This window comes from Desulfitobacterium dichloroeliminans LMG P-21439, from assembly GCF_000243135.2.
GTDB classification, from domain to species: domain Bacteria; phylum Bacillota; class Desulfitobacteriia; order Desulfitobacteriales; family Desulfitobacteriaceae; genus Desulfitobacterium; species Desulfitobacterium dichloroeliminans.
In genome coordinates, this window is record NC_019903.1 from 1,042,749 (window position 1) to 1,060,216 (window position 17,468).

Below are 17,468 nucleotides of genomic sequence, written 5' to 3' on the forward strand. Positions count from 1 at the left end.
CGTTACTTAGGGCGCTTAAGAAAGAGTATGTACAACATGATGTTCGTCACCCTAAAGCGAAGCAGTAGTCGAGATTTGAAGTATAGAAAAGGGGACTAGAATTTAATGAAGGTTGAATGGCGAAAACAGGAAAAGCAAATATATCTCCCTAAAGAAAAGCCTGAACTTATTTCCGTTCCTGAACAGAAGTTCTTTATGATTCGAGGCCAAGGTAATCCCAACCAAGATGATTTTGCAGAACGGGTGGCAGTTCTGTATTCTTTAGCCTATGCGGTCCGTATGATGCCTAAGCAAGGCTATACTCCTGAAGGGTACCTTGAGTATACAGTATATCCCTTGGAAGGTGTATGGGATTTGACTGAAGAAGGAAGAAAGCTGGATGTCCTCAATAAGGATGAGTTAGTCTATACTATCATGATCAGACAGCCGGATTTTGTAACCGAAGAAGTGGTGGAGAGAGCATTTGAAAGCGTGAGAAAAAAGAAACCTCACCCATTACTGGATGAAGTCGTTTTCGATACCATGGAAGAAGGACTATCCCTGCAGATGCTCCATGTCGGTCCTTATGATGATGAACCGAGAAGCTTCGCCCTAATGAAAGAATTTATTGAGAATAACAATCTGGAGAGAACAACTTTGCTACACAAAGAAATCTATCTGACTGATGCAAGAAAAGTCGATCTGGAGAAACAAAGAACGGTTCTAAGGTATTGGGTTAGGTCCGTCCATTAAAACGCGGATTCCATAGGAACTCAACTATTCCTAACGCTAAAGGTTATTTCGTCCAAGGTGTTGGCCATAACTTTAGTTTCGAAAATCCCCTGCTCTACAATAAGGTTCTGCGGGCTTGGTTCACAGAATGTCAGCGTCCCATGGACCAGCTCAGAGAGATCCTCGTGAGGTGAGTTCATGGCTAATTACCTAGAAATCAAGAGTGTAGCTCTCAATACGTAAAAGGAATGTGAAGATAAGCCCAAGGGGGCTTTTTTTCATTAGCCTGCAAATTTATAACCTACACCCCAAACAGTCAGAACGTATTCGGGTCGACCAGGATCCAACTCGATTTTTTCCCTAACTTTCCGTATAAAGACAGTGATGGTACCAGAGTCTCCGAGATACTTTTCTTCCCACAAGTTGTCAAAGAGCTGTTGACGGGTAAACACTTGCCCTGGATGATTGGCCATAAAGGAAAGAAGTTCAAATTCTTTTGAAGTTAATAAGATTGCTGGTAGCAAAGTGACTCTGCCCGATGGGAAGAAGAAAACTCCCTTAGTGACAATCACAGCTGCTGACATTGCGGAATGGGGAGTAGAGGGTGAGCCACAAGAAGGGCAAATCACACTCAACGAATTCAAGGAAAAAGGTCTTTATCAGGTAGAGAGGAAACCTGGGGACAATTATGGCTTTATCGCTTATAAGAGCTTCAGAGATGACCCGCTAGCGAATCCTTTGGAAACGGAAAGCGGCAAAATGGAGATTTATTCTCGTGCCCTTGCCAAGAGAATTAACAACATGGGCTATAGCAAGATTGAAGCTATCCCAACCTATATCCCACCAGTTGAAGGGTATCAGGCTACCTTTAGTAATTGGAAGAGCAAGGAAAAAGGCGACTATTCTTTCCAAGTTATTAATCCCCATTATCTTCGTCGTTCGCACTCGGTTTTCGATAATGTTCAGTGGCTCAGAGAGACTTGGCCTAACCCAGTATTCATCAACTCCGATGATGCCATGAAGCTAGGGATTATGGATGGGGATACGGTCATGTTGACCAGTCAACATGGGAAGGTTTTACGAACTGCCTTGGTTACTCAGCGTTTTATGCCAGGCGTTATAGGGCTGCCCCATGGTTCTTGGGTGGATATGGACGAAAAGACTGGAATTGATCGGGGTGGCGCAGACAATATTCTGTGTGGTCCAGTGTCAACAGGTCAAGGCGCCTCAGGCTGGAATACCTGCGTTGTGAACCTCGAGAAATACACCGCTGCTCCATTAATTCCGGATGTAGAAAAACCACAAAGAATCATTTTTTAGAAGGGAGTGTGTAGATCATGGGATACTTGGGATTCTATTTTGATATGACGGCCTGTATCGGCTGTAGAACGTGTCAAGTCGCCTGCAAGGATAAAAACGACTTAAAAGTCGGGACGATATTTAGGCAAGCCAGAACCTACGAAACTGGGGCCTATCCGGCTCCCGGTGTCTATCACTATTCTGGAACGTGTAACCATTGTGCAAGCCCTAAGTGTGTGGAAGGCTGTCCTACTGGAGCGATGCATGTGGCTGAGGACGGCACTGTCCAACATGATAAAAACAAATGTATTGGCTGTCGTTACTGTACATGGGCATGCCCTTACGGTGTACCCCAATTCATTAAGGACCTTGGGAAAGTGGGCAAGTGTGACAGCTGTAAGGACTTGCGCGACGAGGGGGCAAATCCCGTCTGTGTGGATGCTTGTCCCATGCGAGCCATAGAGTGGGGAGATACGGATGAATTGAGAATGAAATACAGTAATACGACCAGTGATCTAGCGATTCTCGCTGAATCCTCTCGGACTAAACCATCTTTGGTCATTAAACCCAAAGCAATTGCCCAGCAAAAAGACTTTAAGTATAAGGAGGTATAGACACCACTCATGACAAGATTTATCGATAAGACGAACGAATTAACGATTAGCCGTAGAAGTTTCATTAAGGCGAGCGCGGCAGCAGCAGCCAGCCTGTCCTTGGTGGGATGTGGAAATAGCTTAACCACGACCAATGCAGGTCAGGCGGCAGCGCAAGAAGGTCAATGGATTACAGCTGCCTGCTGGCATAACTGCGGTGGACGATGTCTTAACAAAGCTCTGGTAGTCGACGGTATTGTCATCCGTCAAAAAACCGATGATACCCATCCGGATACCCCGGATTACCCACAACAAAGGGGTTGTGCAAGAGGAAGATCCCAACGCCAGCAGATTTTTGGTGCGGATCGCTTGAGATATCCTATGAAACGAAAGAATTGGAACCCGGGTGACGGCGGGAAAAAAGAGCTCAGAGGTAAGGATGAGTGGGTGAGAATTTCTTGGGAAGAGGCCCTCGATCATGTGGCTTCAGAGCTCAAGCGAGTCAAAGAAAACTATGGCAATCAATCAATTCTTGCCAAAAGTACTGGTCCGGCCCTCAACACATACGGCGGAGCTATGACCTATTGGGGATGCACTTCTGATGGAGCATGGCCGAAGCCTCAACAGTTCATGAATGGCAATCGTTCGAGAGGGTCAAATGACCGACTGGACCTAAGAAATTCAAAGCTGATTGTTCTGTGGGGATCGAACCCTGTATGGAGTAGCGCCGGTAATCCAGCGTATAACTTTAAACAGGCTAAAGATGCTGGGGCAAAATTTATTGTGGTGGATCCTCTCTATAGCGATACTGCCCAGATCCTTGCTGATCAATGGATTCCAGTAAGACCCGGTACAGACACGGCTCTTTTGTTAGGGATGGCCCACTATATGATCACCAATAACCTTCATGATCAAGAGTTTTTGGACAAATATTGTGTAGGCTTTGATACTGATCATATGCCCGAAGGTGCTGACCCTAAAGAAAACTTTAAAGACTACGTTTTAGGTACTTATGATGGCACGCCGAAAACTCCAGAATGGGCTTCAGAGCACTGTGGCACTGATCCGGATCTTATCCGCTCTTTCGCTCACGAGATTGCAGTAACGAAACCCATGACCTTCACCAGCTCCTCCGCAGCAGCTAGAACCTCCGTGGGTGAGCAGTTCTGCCAAGCGTTCTTGACGGTAGGCTGGATGACAGGTAATGTGGGAAAACCAGGTGCCAGCGTCTGTTCAAACAATCGGCATAATACCCAAAGCTATGGGGGACCAACTCTCGTCAAAGCTGGCGGCGATAAAAGTCCAAAGTCAACTAACCCTATTTATAAAGAAGCGACCTTCCCAGGGCCAGATCCATTCAAGACCGACTGGCAGGGAATCGTCATTGACGAAGCCTGGGATGCCGTAATCAATGGTGAATACACTGCTGGTGTGCGAGGTAAGCAACCTTGCGATATTAAGATGATCTGGAATATCGGATCGGGTAATACCTTGAATCAAAACACGGATTTGATGAAAGGCATTGAAGCCTTCCGCAAAGTTGAATTCGTGGTGACCTCGGCTCATTTCCTCACAGCCACTGCTCAATACTCTGATATCGTACTTCCGGCAACTACAGAGTGGGAGAGAGTGGGCGGATTCCTAAGTGGCAACCCAGAAATGCTCATTTTCTACAGTCAAATCACCCAGCCCATGTATGAAGCTAAAGATGATGAATGGATGTATCGAGAGATTGGAAAGCGACTAGGCTTAGACCCTGCTGAATTCGACCCTCTCTCCCCAGAACAAAAGCTCTTTAATAAACTAGCTGGCTGCACCGTAATGAAAGAAGACGGTTCGGGTTTCGAGACGCTTGTAACCATAACTGCACAAGACATCGCAGAGATGGGTGTGAAAGGTAAACCTCAAGAAGGGCGTATTACCTATAAGGAATTTAAAGAAAAAGGGATCTATCAAGTGCCCCGTTCACCTGGAGACCAGTATGTATATATTGATTACAAAGATTTCATTGAGGATCCAGAGAAGAATCCTCTCGAGACAGAAAGCGGAAAATTCCAGATCCATAGTCAAGGCTTAGCAGATACGATCAATGCTTATGGATGGAATACCTTAGCACCTATTGCCAAATACCAATATGTTACTGAAGGGTATGAAGAGACCTTCGCCAACTTTGAGAAAAAGGAAAAAAATGAATACCCGCTTCAGCTGACCACGATCCACTATGCACGTCGTAGCCACTCTTCCTTAGATAACATCTCCTGGCTAAGAGAGGCTTTCCAAAACAAACTCTATATTCACCCGATGGATGCACAAGCACGAGGTATCAGCAAAAAAGACATTGTAAAAGTCAGCAGCCGACATGGAGCGGTGATTCGACCCGTGTATATCACGGAAAGAATCATGCCAGGAACCCTTACCTTGGGTCAAGGAGCTTGGGCGGAAGTCAATGATGACACCGGACTTTGTATGGCGGGTGCCACCAATGTGTTAAACGGTGGACTTCCCACCGGTCAAGGGGTGCAGGCTTATAACACCTGTATCGTCGACGTAGAAAAGTATGAGGGCAAGCTACAAGCTGATTATTTGTGGCCAAAAAGGATTGTTGCAGCGCAAGGGGGGGATAAATAATGGCTCAATATGGATTTTACTTTGATATGACCGCTTGCGGGGGCTGTAAAACATGTCAAATTGCTTGCAATGATCGAAACGATTTAAAGCCTGGTGTTTTATTTAGAAAGGTCAAGGGGTTTGAAGGTGGCAAATTCCCTATGCCTTGGATCTACTATCTGTCCATCAGTTGTAACCATTGCCAAGAACCTAAGTGTGTAGAAGGTTGTCCAACACAGGCCATGCATAAGCTCGATAATGGTATCGTTGCCCATGATAAGGAAAAATGCATCGGTTGCCGCTACTGCACCTGGAGCTGCCCCTACGGACATCCTCAATTCATCGAAGAAACGGGTCGGGTCAATAAATGCGATTTTTGTAAGGACTTAGTGGAAGCAGGGGAAAACCCAGCTTGTGTGGATGCCTGTACGATGCGGGCTATCCATTGGGGTGATCTCGAAGAATTACGAGCACAATATGGGGCGGAGGCAGTCAGTGATTTGCCGGTGTTGCCGAATTCTTCGAAAACAACTCCATCTGTTCTCATTAAGCCAAAGTCTGTGGCACTTCTTAAAGATTTCATGTTGAAGGAGGATTAATCATGGGAGATATGGCATTATTGGTGTTTTCGTTTTGTATGCAAGCGGCTATTGGGATGATGTTTTTTATGACCCTAAGTCATCAGCTATATAAAGGAAAAGCTTTTAAAGGTGCAGCTGCAACTGCTGCTGGATTAAGCATCGTTGGGGTTCTGGCTTCTTTGGCCCATCTGGGTCAACCTCTCCACGCCTTGAATTCTCTATTGAACTTGGGTAGTTCATGGCTAAGCCGAGAAGTTCTATTTAGTGGCTTATTTATGGGTATTGCCGTCCTTTATGCATTGGTTCAATGGTATAAATCGGATGCTTTAGCTTTGAGTGCAGGGTTACGGTGGATTGGTAGCGGCGTTGGTCTGATTGCCGTGTTCTCCATGGGCAAACTTTATACGACATCTTCAGTACCTGTCTGGCAGGGAATCAATACCTTCGTGGATTTTTATGCTACAACTATAGCGGTAGGTGCACTCTTATTCTTAGTGTTAAGCCTGAAAGAGCTGCAGGGTGTCGATAAGAAAGTTTACGGATTTGCCGTGTTAGCTGCCGTTATTCTCCAGGCTGCAGTAGCTATTCCCTACGCCATAGCCTTAGGTCTTGGGGGTTCTGCTGCTCAAGCCAGCGCGGAAATTCTCAGTGGAATGAGCGTTATGATTAGTCTTAAATGGATTCTTGTTTTAGGAGGAGCGGTGGTTCTACTTTGGCCAACCCTTCAGAAATCCATAAAGACGGAGGGACAATCTTCAATTTTAATCTACGCTTCACTCGGGGCCCTGATATGCGGACAATTCATTGGAAGATATGTGTTTTACGCAGGAATGGTTGCTTCAACAATTGGACTGACTTAAGTAATCTCTAGTTACCCTACTAGTGCAATATCTTTCATAATCCTGCTTTCTTTAATCTTGGAAAGTAGGATTCTTTTTATAATTTCACAAAACACAAATATATCACAGTTTTCTAAATCTTTGTCTGTTAGAATCATCTTAAACAACGAGATATATTAGACAGTAATAATCATCAACAAGAGGAGGAATACGAATGGCTAACGGAGAATGGGCTTTAATAATCTTCAGCATTTTAACTCAATGTGCGGTAGGAATCTGGGTAGTCGCCATTGGGCTCAGGACGTTTACAAAAAGGGCAGAGCCAAATATTATAGCTCAACTTACTTGGCGTTCCCTCTTGGTGGTTGGCCCTCTCATGTGTATTGCCTTAGTGATCTCGATATTTCACCTTGGTTCTCCAATGCAGGCCTATGCATCAGTAGCCAATTTACTGACGTCTTGGTTAAGCCGGGAAATTGTCTTTAGTGGGTTGTTTTTATTTTTCTGGGTAATCTCTATTTTGGTTTATCGGCGAGGGGCTTCAAGTATGACATTGGGATGGGTTACTTCTTTTTTTGGGTTAATCGCAGTGTTTAGTATGTCGAGTATTTACTATACAACGCCAATTTCCGCCTGGGCCTCTCCTAATACCTACATTAGTTTCTTTGCCACAATGATTATCCTAGGCTCCCTAGCCTGCACAATGTTCATGGACACAATCAAAGATTTCACAGCTCATCAAGGAGTACGTACCTTGCTTTGGAGACTCTCGCTTTTTACCATGGGAGTACTCCTTGTCCAGGGGGTGTTTTTCATCGTTAGCTCGGAGGTATATTCCTTCTTTCCTGTACTTTACTGCACCTTTCTTTTTATAGGGGGAATTACTTTTCTGGTCTATGGCTTTCAAGGACACAAAAATCCAGGTAAAGGTTTACGCCCCGTGTTTTATCTAAGCTTAGTCTTACTCTTTAGCGCACAGATTCTTGGACGCTACTTATTTTACAGTAGTGCAGCATCTATCATGAGCTAAGAAATGGTATAGGATTTAACTTTAATGAGGTGATTGCGTGCTATCCCTTAACCGCTTGACAAAAACATACCAAAAGATACTCTTTGCTTTATTTTTATCGGTAGTTTTCCTATTAATCACAGCAGTGACCAGAAGCTCTGTCAAACAAGCTGGTGGAATTGCCTGTTTCTTTATTGCTGGGATTCTTATGCTAGCAGTTCTAAAGGTTCTATTCTTAGAGTTTGTCCAAGACCAGGAATTGAGCAAAAAGGGCAAAAAGATCTTTGAATTCCTGCATATGAGTTTTGGATGGATTACTTTTGTACTCGTCATCTACCATAGCTTGTATTTCTTGTCCTTAGCCTTCTGGCCAGAGAATAATATATCCCCCAATTATTATGTGACAGGGGCCGTAGCCTTAATTCCCATGAGCTTAGTAATTACATCTGGTCTGGACAAAAACATTATGGCTAAAAGTAAAGAAGTTAAATCCGTTTATTTCAATCATTTAATGATGACCATTGTGTTGGCTGTACTGATTATCATTCATATCAATTTCCAGTAAGGAAAGCATTGTCTTCCTTTCTGTGGGATAATTGTCTATAATTACTTGTATCGGTTATGTTACTTTAGAAATATAGATTGTATTAGATGATAAGTGAGCTGATGGGATGAGAGATAGTCTGACATATCGCTTTATGATGTTCACTACTTTTGTTGTTGTGTTCATCATGCTTATTAACTTTGCCTGGGATTATCATACCCAAAGAGATCAAGCGATCTTGGAGATGCACGAAAAAGCACAAGTAATTACGAAACAACTGATTGCTACCCGAGAAGTCATAGCAAAAAATCAGGATCGAATCAATTATGATTCTGAGGGAAATTTTGAGTTTAAGCATTTTAATCCTGCTGCTGTGGGCATGGAGATTGGTGACATTTTTGGCGAACTCACCAATTATTCCATCAAGCAGACTCGAATCGACTACCGAGACAGCCGTAATACCCCGGATGTTTTTGAGTATCAAGGGATTCAAACGTTTAGCCAGCAACCTCAACTTACAGAGATCTGGGGAGAAGATGTCGTGGAGGGGAAACGGGTTTTTCGGTATATGGTCCCTCTCCAGATTAAGAGTGAATGCCTTACTTGTCATGGCGAGCCCAGAGGCGTAATCGATGTCAGTGGCCACCCTAAAGAAGGTTATCAAGTGGGGGATCTGGGTGGCGCCATCAGTCTGGTTATGCCCATGGAGCTATTCTTGCAGGGTATCAAAACGGATATCTATCGACAATTAGCTTTTTCGCTTTTATTGATAGCTGTCATACTGGTTTCCATGTATTTACTAGTCACCCGCCTTGTTCTGCGATCTTTAGGAGAAGTAAAGATGGCTACCGCTCAAGTGGGAAAGGGTAAATTTGATATTGATTTAAGTCAGATTAAGGCTAGGGGCGAAATAAAGGGGCTGGCAGAGCATATCCAGGATATGACTAATCAACTGAAGGATATGTATCAAAATCTTGAAAGCAAGGTAGAGAAACGGACCTTGCAACTAGGATTGGCGAATGATGTCTTAAGAATCAAGCAGGAAGAGCTTGAAGCCGCCAATGTGAAATTAAGCGAAATCAATACATATAAATCGGAAATTCTGGCGATCATGAGTCATGAGCTAAGGACTCCTTTAACCTCCATCATGGCTTTTACGGATCTACTGCTGCAGGATATCCCCCCGGATTGGGATCAGGAACGGCAGAATCTGAAGTATATAAAAAAGAACAGCGAAAATCTCCTGAAATTAATTAATAATATCCTCGATCTAGCAAAGATTGAAGCTGGCCGTCAGGAATTGATGTTAGAATATGTGGATATGGCCGATGTTCTGGGGGCGATAGATAGTGTGATTGCGCCTCTGGCGAAAGAAAAGGGAATCAACTGGAAGATCAATTTGTCACCTGAAGTTTCTTTGCTTCGTGCCGATCCGGAGAAACTTCGGCGGGCGATTGAAAATTTGGTGGGGAATGCTATTAAATTCACACCTTCAGGAGGCAGCGTAGAGATTAATGTAGATAACGCCCCTAAGCAGGACTGGATTTCCATACGCGTGGTCGATACGGGGATAGGTATTCCCAAAGAAGACCAGGAGGCAATTTTTGAGCGGTTTACCCAAATGGATAGTTCTAATTCTCGAAAATATGGTGGAACAGGACTAGGTTTGGCTTTAGCTCAGGAATTGGTGATGCTTCATAAAGGAAATATATGGGTTGAGAGCGAACTGAGTAAAGGGAGTGCTTTTGTGGTTTATTTACCCAAAGACCCTGAAAAGTTACCCACTGAGAAGCTACACAAGGAGGAAAAGGAATGAAGTGCGCCTATAAGATTCTATTGGTCGATGACGAAGAGAGTATTTATAAAGTCGTCGAGCAAGTCCTAAGGAGGGATGCTTGCGAGTTGATTTATGCGGATAATGGGGAAGTAGCTTTGGAATGTTTTCAATCAGAAAATCCTGATTTAATCATTCTCGATGTGATGCTTCCTTTGATTGATGGTTATGAGGTGTGCAAAACCATCAGAGAGACGAGTCGGGTACCGATTCTCATGCTTTCCGCCAAAGGTGAGATTATCGATAAAAGTGTGGGGTTTAACCTTGGGGCCGATGATTATCTCGTGAAGCCTTTTAGTCCCGTAGAATTGGGATTGCGCATCAAGGCTCTTTTGCGTAGAACCTTTGACAAAGAACAGGTACCTCCTAATGTAAGACTAAATAAGGAAATTTGTCATGGCGATTTAGTAATCAAATGTGAAAGCCATGAGGTATTTGTCCGTGGCAAACCAATTTATTTAACGCCCAAGGAGTTTGAGTTACTCAGCTTTATGGCTGAACACCCTGCCCATGTATTTACCCGTGAACAGCTCTTCGCTCATTTGTGGGAGGATGAATATGCCAGTGATACAAGTACGATTACCGTATTTATTCGCAAGCTTCGTGAAAAGATAGAATGCGATCCATCAAAGCCCCAATATATCCAAACCGTTTGGGGAATAGGCTATAAATATTGTGAATAGGCCAGTGGTTAACGATTTGTTAATATATTGTTAAGAATTTGTGAACAACTGACTAACAACCTGAAAAGAAATACTTGCTATAATTTAAAATAGCAAGTACTTCTTTTCTTTTGTTTTAATGGCAGAGTTAAAAGGGGGTGGACTATGGTTAACTGGGCTTGTGCAAAGGTTCTCATCGAATAATTAATCGCATCGTAAAAAATGAAGTGATAAGTGAGGAGTTTAGTTTATGGTGATTTCCAGCGTGTTAGTAAAATGTATGGACGGCACGGAGAACGCGCTTCTCGTTCAATTGAAAAAGATTGAAGGGGTTTCGGTGGAGGCTGTTATAAATGGAGACATCATTCTTGTTATTGAAAGCGAGTCGGCCAACGCTTCCGTTCAAATTATCGAAACCGGAATCCAATCATTGCCGGGGGTTGTGGGAGTTTATCCTGTCTACATTCATATGGATGCAGACTTCCTTGCAAAGGGGGTGTGAATTCTGCAAGTTGAAGATGAACCCATGGGCCGAAGGGAGTTTTTTGGGACCGTTTTTAATAAAGTCGGGAACTTAGTGATGACAATGAAGGATACAACGATAAAGAAGCAGCTTATCAGACCTCCTGGGGCCATGGAGGAAATTGCTTTTCTGGCTGGATGTCAACGCTGCGGAAAGTGTAGCTCAGTTTGTGAAGAAGGGGCCATTCACATTGCCGGTCCTGACCAAGGGATACTAGTTGGAACACCTTATCTTGTTCCTGATCAACAGCCTTGTACATTTTGTCTGAAGTGTATTGAAGCTTGCCCTAGTGGAGTTCTTGAGAACCGAGGGCCCCAAAAATCTTATTCTATAGGAGTGGCAAAAATACACCAAGATATCTGTTTAGCCTATCATGACCAGCTTTGCAGCTCTTGCCTTTATGCTTGTCCGCTGGGGATAAAGGCCATAGAATTAAGAGATTTTCGCTATCCTACAATTCGGACGGAATACTGCATTGGGTGCGGTCAATGTATCAAGGCATGTATTGCAGAAGGTTCTGCAATCACTGTTATCTCATGTTAACCGAAGAAAGAAAAAATGATAAGGAGAGAAAATGATGGGTAGTTCGAAAAAGTCGTCAAAAGTCCTGCTCTTAGCGCTTCTTGTTTTAATGCTTAGTGTAGTTATGTTAGCCGGTTGCGAAAGTCAACCTGCGAATACATCGGCTCCCGTTGGGGGCCAAGAGGCCGGGGCTGCAGTAGTAGAAAGTACAACGGTAGAAGGTTTTCCTGTGCAAATTCCCCATGCTATTGAGGGAAGAGAAGATTGCGCTATGTGTCATAACGAGGGTGTTGGCGGTGCGCCAAAGACACCTCATCCGGAGCTTACTGTCTGCCGTCAGTGTCACGTATAGTCAGGTAAGCTATTTTTTAAAGGAGGTAGGAACATGGAATTCAGTAGGAGAAACTTTCTTAAAACCTGTGCAATTTCTGCAGCCATGATGGCAACGGGTTGTACTAGCCAAACAAAGACTGTTCAAGTTGACCCTAGCAATGTAAATCCTAGTACACCCAAACAAAATGAAGTCGATAAATGGGTTAAATCTGTCTGTAGATACTGTGGGACCGGTTGCGGAATACTTATCGGTGTGAAGGATGGGAAAGTAACCGTTGTTAAAGGTGATCCCGATAACGAGGGAAATAAAGGACTGCTTTGTGCAAAAGGGTATTTTTTACCTCAAGTTATTACTCATAATGAACGGGTTACAAAACCTTTGATTCGTAAGAATGGTAAGTTAGAGCCAAGTACTTGGGACGAGGCTATGGAACTTATTACCGCGAAATTTAAAGAATCTATCGAAATGAACGGTCCGGATTCTGTAGGTTTTTACGGTTCCGGGCAGCAGCTGGCGGAAGAAGGATATGTTGCCAATAAACTTTTCAAAGGGGCAATCGGTACCAATAACGTGGATGGAAACCCACGACTTTGCATGGCTAGTGCGGTAGGTGGATATACAACTACCTTTGGGGCCGATGAGCCCATGGGTTGTCTAGACGATTTTGAACATGCGGATGTGTTCTTTATTATTGGCTCGAATATTGCGGAGGCCCACCCGGTTCTGTTTGGAAGGTTGACAGATAAAAAGAAGAAAGTCCCCAATACTAAGATCATCATCGCCGATCCGAGACGGCATCGTTCCCACGAAATTGCTGATATTTCTATGCAGTTTGTTCCGGGGACAGATATGGCTCTACTCCACGCCATGGCCAATGTTATCATCGAAGAAGGAATGGCTGATGAAGAATTTATCGCCAAGCACACTAGCTTTTCTAATGGCAAAGAGGCCATAACCTTTGAAGCCTATAAGGATTTTCTGAAAGAGTTCACTCCAGAAAAGGCTGAAAAAGTAACAGGTCTTCCAGCTGACCAAATTAGAGAGGTTGCACGCTTGTTTGGTGAAAAGGGCAAGAATACAATGTCCATGTGGACCATGGGAATTAATCAACGTGTCGCCGGCGTTTGGGCTAATAATCTCATTCATAACCTTCACCTGATTACCGGCAAGATTTGCAAACCGGGCTCAACTCCTTTTTCTTTGACCGGTCAGCCCAGTGCCTGTGGAAGTGTCCGAGAAACCGGAGCCTTGTCTCATTTGCTACCCGGGCATCGTGTAATTGCTAATGAGAAGCACAGAAAAGAAATGGCAGAGCTTTGGGGCGTGCCCGCCGATCGGATTAGCCCTAAAGTCGGTCTTCACACCATGGAGTTATTTAAAGCCTGTGGGGATGGAAGGATTAAGTGTTTATATGTGATGTGTACTAATCCGGCCCATTCCTTACCCAATGTCAATGCTTACCAAGAAGGATTTGAAAAGGTATTTATGGTCGTTGCCGAAGCCTTCCATCCGACCGCTACCACCAAGTATGCTGATGTAGTTCTTCCGGCAGCCTTCTGGTGTGAAAAGGAAGGGGTGTATGGCAATACCGATCGCCGCACCCAACACTTGGCCAAAGCCATCGAACCACTCGGTGAGGCTAAGCCTGACTTAGATATCCTTCTTGATTTGGCTCATCGTTTAGGTCATGGTGATCTTTTCCCCTTCAAAACCCCTGAGGATGTTTGGAATGAGTATCTTAAGTGCACAACTGGAACCCATATGGAACTTGCCACCTATCCGGAATTAAGAGAGGCTCATGGTATCCAGTGGCCGGTTAAGGATCATCAGGGCAATAAAGGTGCTATTCGTCGTTATGTGGCTCCCGACGATCCGTATGTGAAGGAAGGAATTGATTTTTATTCTGCAAAGAATCATAAAGCAGTAATTTTTGCCAGACCCTATTTGGGGCCTGCCGAGGTAGTCGATAAGGAATACCCATATTATCTTACTACCGGTCGTATTCTTGAACACTGGCATACTATGACCATGACGGGTAAATGTCCCTCGATTATGAAAGCTGTACCGAAGCAATATGTGGAGTTGAATCCCAAAGATGCCATAGAATTAGGCATCAAAGAGGGGGATAGGGTACGATTGGTTTCTCGTCGGGGGAAAGTTGAAATTTCAGTTAAAGTAGGAAGACCAGGAGAACCAAGACCCGGTCTGCTCTTTGCCCTCTGGTTCGAACCAGATCCCTTGGTCAATGCTGTAACGATAGATGCCGTTGATGCAGCTTCCAAAGAACCCGAATTTAAGATTTGTGCAGTAAAGATTGAAAAAGTGTAAAGCGGTTAATTAGGGCAATGCTTAAGAATTCATGGAATCGGCGTCGGCGCGCTGTGCAAATAGTGATGATCCTAATCTTTCTCTTACCGCTTATGGCAGTTAACCAAGTAATCGGGTCACTGAGTTCAAGTCGGATTTTGGGAGTAACCCTAACCGATCCCTTGGCTTTCCTAGAAGTAGTGTTAGCTTCAAAAACAATGACGCTTAGTTTCTTAGTCAGCGCCTTATTGATTGTGGGTGCTTATCTGGCCCTAGGCAAAGTATTCTGCTCTTGGGCATGTCCTGTGGGATTCTTAATCGAAGAAGTTGATGCGCTGCTTGATACCCTAAAGGGGAAATCGAAACATGAGCAAAAACAATACTACTGGGCCTTGCCGTTCTTTTTAATGCTTAGCTTTGCTGCAGGTATTCCGGTATTCCAAACTCTATCACCTATAGGTATCGTTTATAGAACTCTTTTGTTTGGATTAGGGTTAGAAGCTTTAGTCATTTTAATTATTATTGCTATGGAGCTGGTGGGCTTTAGAAGAGGTTGGTGTCGGATGGTTTGCCCTATCGGTGCATTCTATACCCTAATCGCCCGCTGGAGCCCCATTAAGATCCGTTGTGATCTTGACAAGTGTATCCTATGTCATAAATGTACAAAGGCATGTGCTTACACTGCCGATAGCTTGGAAAAGGTGATTTCGGGAGGATGTGATTTTTCAGTTTCAGCCTTATGCACTCGCTGTGGATGTTGTATCGATGCTTGTCCTACAGGAGCCTTACAATTCTCTTTGAAATCAGGTGCCAATCAAATTGGGAAAAGTAACGCTATCGAGTCAAATGTGGTTGCTGCTACTAATTCACAAGGATTCTCTCGCAGAGATGCTTTGCAAGGTGCAGGATTGATTGCCTTGGCAGGTTTAGCTTATAAGCCTTCCCAAGTTCTTGCGGCTGCTACCCCTGAGCTTTTTCGGCCACCGGGTGCGGTGGGGAAAGAAGAGTTTTTAGCAAAATGTCTGCGCTGTGGCAAATGTATTGAAATATGCCCGGATAAGACATTGCTAAGTGCGCATCTCGACCTAGGGTTAAACCTTGGCACACCCTATTTTATTCCTCGCGAAGTACCGTGCTCACTGTGTATGGAATGTCCCGAGGTATGCCCAAGCGGAGCTCTTGTGCCTTTAGATATGAGGGAGGTTAGAATTGGCGTTGCCGAGGTCGATAAAGACCTATGTTATGCTTATCAGGGTGATGTATGCCGCACCTGCTACAACAACTGTCCCCTAAGCGATGAGGCAATTAAGATGGAAGGATTTCAATATCCAGTGGTCGATTCGGAGATTTGCACTGGCTGTGGAATTTGCGAATATGTTTGTGTTATGGAGTTCCCGGCTATCGAAATTAAAAGAAAAGATCGGAGCGAGTCCGATAAAAAGCTGAATTAGATTTTCAATAAGAAAACGGGAGCATCTCTAGCTACACAAGTGTAGTTTACAGATGCTCCCGTTAATGTTGAAAAGACATGTATGATAAGCCCCTACATCAGTGGAGCAAAAATGCGCAGAATTGTGCGGCCTAATCGCCGATACCACTTAACCCGGTAACAATCATCTAATGTAATGTTTTGGCATAGCTCTAGGGTTGTCACATAATCTTCTTTAATATCTATAACACTCTGAGTATTGTAGACATAAACACCGCACTCAAAATGCAAGTAAAGACTTCGATAATCCATATTGATGGTACCGACTACAGCGTGCCTATCATCAACAACAATGGATTTCGCATGGATGAAGCCGGGAGAATATTCATAGATTTTCACACCACTTTCAATCAGTAACCGATAATTGGAACGAGTCATGGAGTGAACAAACCAGCGATCTCCGCGATAGGGGGTAACGATACGAACATCGATGCTCCGTTTGGCGGCGGAGCTGAGGGCGGAAAGCATGCTATTATTAAGGATGAGATAAGGGGTATTGATAAAGATATAGTGTTCCGCTTGGGCGATGAGATTGAGATAGACAGTTTCTCCGAGCGGTTCATCATCTAAGGGGCTATCCCCGAAGGGTTGTACATATCCATCCGAAGTGATTGCTGTAGCTCCTTCAGTATAGGACTTATATTGAGTATAATCCTCATTTGTTTCAGTCTCATATCCCCATAAGGATAAAAACATGACAGTAAAATTTAAGACAGCTTCCCCTTGGATAAGGATGGCAGTATCCTTCCAATGTCCAAATCGGTCAAAGGCATTGATATATTCATCAGAAAGATTAATTCCGCCTGTAAAGGCGGTTTTTCCATCGATTACGGCAATTTTACGATGATCTCGATTGTTCATATGAATAGAGAGAACAGGGATAAGGCGATTAAAGACGCGGCATTTTATCCCTTTTGCCTCCAGTTCCTTTTCATAACCAAAAGGTAACTTGAAGAGACTACCTACATCATCGTAAAGAACCCGTACATCTACTCCCTGCTTTACTTTTTTCTCAAGGATAGCCAGTACGGAATCCCATAACAGGCCTTCGCCAATTATAAAATATTCTAAGAAAATAAACTTCTCAGCTGTTTCTAATTCTATCAAAAGTCGTTCATACATTTTCTCGCCAATTGGAAAATATTCAGAATGAGTGTTTTGACAGACAGGGCAAAAGGAGTACTTTTCGATATAGCGTGCAAGATTGGCTGCCCGTAAATCTTCGGACGTAAGCTTCTGGATGGTTTCTTCCTTTTGAACCAAAAGTTGAATCATCTTATCGTTAACGATTTGCATCTTTCGTCTTTTACGCTTACTTAGCTTTGTGCGACCAAACATAAGGTAGAAGAGCCCCCCAAAGATGGGGAATAGAAGTATTGCGATAACCCAGGCAATTTTATAAGCGGGATCGGTCTTGAGGTTCATTATATAAAGCAAAGCAATAATGCTCAACAAAAAACTGAATATGTAAAAGTAGATAAAGAAGTTACTAAATCTCCAAATGATCATAACCAAGGCAAAGATCTGGAGAAGGAGAAGTAAAGCGATAAATGCTACTCGATAAAACATGGGTAAGTTTTTCATTTTTATCTCCCTCCCTCTTTACATTAGTAT

The 17,468-nt window shown here is 43.7% G+C and carries 15 protein-coding genes and 2 pseudogenes; 15 read left to right on the top strand and 2 right to left on the bottom strand.

What is annotated here, in order from left to right; all coding sequences use genetic code 11:
- The first annotated feature begins 105 nt into the window (after positions 1 to 105).
- Entirely contained in the window at positions 106 to 732 is a 627-nt protein-coding gene (locus DESDI_RS04815; protein ID WP_015261517.1) for a GyrI-like domain-containing protein, read from the top strand.
- A gap of 260 nt (positions 733 to 992) precedes the next feature.
- On the opposite strand, the pseudogene DESDI_RS04820 reads toward DESDI_RS04815, so the two are convergent.
- Positions 993 to 1,217, bottom strand: a pseudogene (locus tag DESDI_RS04820) (winged helix-turn-helix domain-containing protein); the annotation flags it as partial.
- On the opposite strand from DESDI_RS04820, the pseudogene DESDI_RS04825 reads away from it, so the two are divergent.
- From DESDI_RS04825 to DESDI_RS04890, 14 genes and pseudogenes are all read left to right on the top strand, one after another.
- Positions 1,216 to 2,031: pseudogene (locus tag DESDI_RS04825) on the top strand (molybdopterin dinucleotide binding domain-containing protein); the annotation flags it as partial. The pseudogenes DESDI_RS04820 and DESDI_RS04825 sit on opposite strands and share 2 nt — an antisense overlap.
- A 17-nt stretch (positions 2,032 to 2,048) precedes the next feature.
- A complete protein-coding gene (locus DESDI_RS04830; protein WP_015261518.1) occupies positions 2,049 to 2,624 on the top strand; it encodes a 4Fe-4S dicluster domain-containing protein in 576 nt (191 codons plus the stop codon).
- Between the two features lie 9 nt (positions 2,625 to 2,633).
- Positions 2,634 to 5,231 carry a molybdopterin-dependent oxidoreductase gene (locus tag DESDI_RS04835; protein ID WP_015261519.1) on the top strand — a complete coding sequence of 866 codons (2,598 nt, stop codon included), beginning with the start codon at positions 2,634 to 2,636 and terminating at the stop codon, positions 5,229 to 5,231.
- Positions 5,231 to 5,809 (top strand): DMSO/selenate family reductase complex B subunit, encoded by a 579-nt coding sequence (locus tag DESDI_RS04840; protein WP_015261520.1) that lies wholly within the window; start codon positions 5,231 to 5,233, stop codon positions 5,807 to 5,809. Before DESDI_RS04835 ends, DESDI_RS04840 begins: the two co-directional genes overlap by 1 nt.
- 2 nt (positions 5,810 to 5,811) lie before the next feature.
- On the top strand, positions 5,812 to 6,651 hold the full coding sequence (locus tag DESDI_RS04845; protein WP_015261521.1) for a dimethyl sulfoxide reductase anchor subunit family protein: 840 nt from the start codon (positions 5,812 to 5,814) through the stop codon (positions 6,649 to 6,651).
- A gap of 193 nt (positions 6,652 to 6,844) precedes the next feature.
- Complete coding sequence (locus DESDI_RS04850) at positions 6,845 to 7,660, top strand: dimethyl sulfoxide reductase anchor subunit family protein (protein ID WP_015261522.1); 816 nt, start codon at positions 6,845 to 6,847, stop codon at positions 7,658 to 7,660.
- 55 nt (positions 7,661 to 7,715) lie between these two features.
- The gene (locus DESDI_RS04855) at positions 7,716 to 8,204 is read left to right on the top strand and encodes an iron reductase (protein WP_242825441.1); all 489 of its coding nucleotides are present in this window, start codon (positions 7,716 to 7,718) and stop codon (positions 8,202 to 8,204) included.
- A 106-nt stretch (positions 8,205 to 8,310) separates the two neighbouring features.
- Complete coding sequence (locus DESDI_RS04860; RefSeq protein ID WP_015261524.1) at positions 8,311 to 9,999, top strand: ATP-binding protein; 1,689 nt, start codon at positions 8,311 to 8,313, stop codon at positions 9,997 to 9,999.
- On the top strand, positions 9,996 to 10,700 hold the full coding sequence (locus DESDI_RS04865) for a response regulator transcription factor (protein WP_015261525.1): 705 nt from the start codon (positions 9,996 to 9,998) through the stop codon (positions 10,698 to 10,700). Before DESDI_RS04860 ends, DESDI_RS04865 begins: the two co-directional genes overlap by 4 nt.
- Positions 10,701 to 10,929: 229 nt before the next feature.
- Complete coding sequence (locus DESDI_RS04870; RefSeq protein WP_015261526.1) at positions 10,930 to 11,181, top strand: chaperone NapD; 252 nt, start codon at positions 10,930 to 10,932, stop codon at positions 11,179 to 11,181.
- Between the two features lie 24 nt (positions 11,182 to 11,205).
- Complete coding sequence (locus DESDI_RS04875) at positions 11,206 to 11,745, top strand: 4Fe-4S dicluster domain-containing protein (RefSeq protein ID WP_015261527.1); 540 nt, start codon at positions 11,206 to 11,208, stop codon at positions 11,743 to 11,745.
- A 34-nt stretch (positions 11,746 to 11,779) separates the two neighbouring features.
- The gene (locus DESDI_RS04880) at positions 11,780 to 12,076 is read left to right on the top strand and encodes a hypothetical protein (RefSeq protein WP_041219274.1); all 297 of its coding nucleotides are present in this window, start codon (positions 11,780 to 11,782) and stop codon (positions 12,074 to 12,076) included.
- 33 nt (positions 12,077 to 12,109) lie between these two features.
- Entirely contained in the window at positions 12,110 to 14,386 is a 2,277-nt protein-coding gene (locus tag DESDI_RS04885) for a molybdopterin-dependent oxidoreductase (protein ID WP_015261529.1), read from the top strand.
- Positions 14,387 to 14,403: 17 nt separating this feature from the next.
- Positions 14,404 to 15,816, top strand: a complete 1,413-nt coding sequence (locus DESDI_RS04890; RefSeq protein WP_015261530.1) for a 4Fe-4S binding protein — start codon at positions 14,404 to 14,406, stop codon at positions 15,814 to 15,816.
- A 92-nt stretch (positions 15,817 to 15,908) separates the two neighbouring features.
- On the opposite strand, the gene cls is transcribed toward DESDI_RS04890, so the two are convergent.
- On the bottom strand, positions 15,909 to 17,438 hold the full coding sequence (gene cls / locus DESDI_RS04895; RefSeq protein WP_015261531.1) for a cardiolipin synthase: 1,530 nt from the start codon (positions 17,436 to 17,438) through the stop codon (positions 15,909 to 15,911).
- Positions 17,439 to 17,468: the final 30 nt, after the last annotated feature.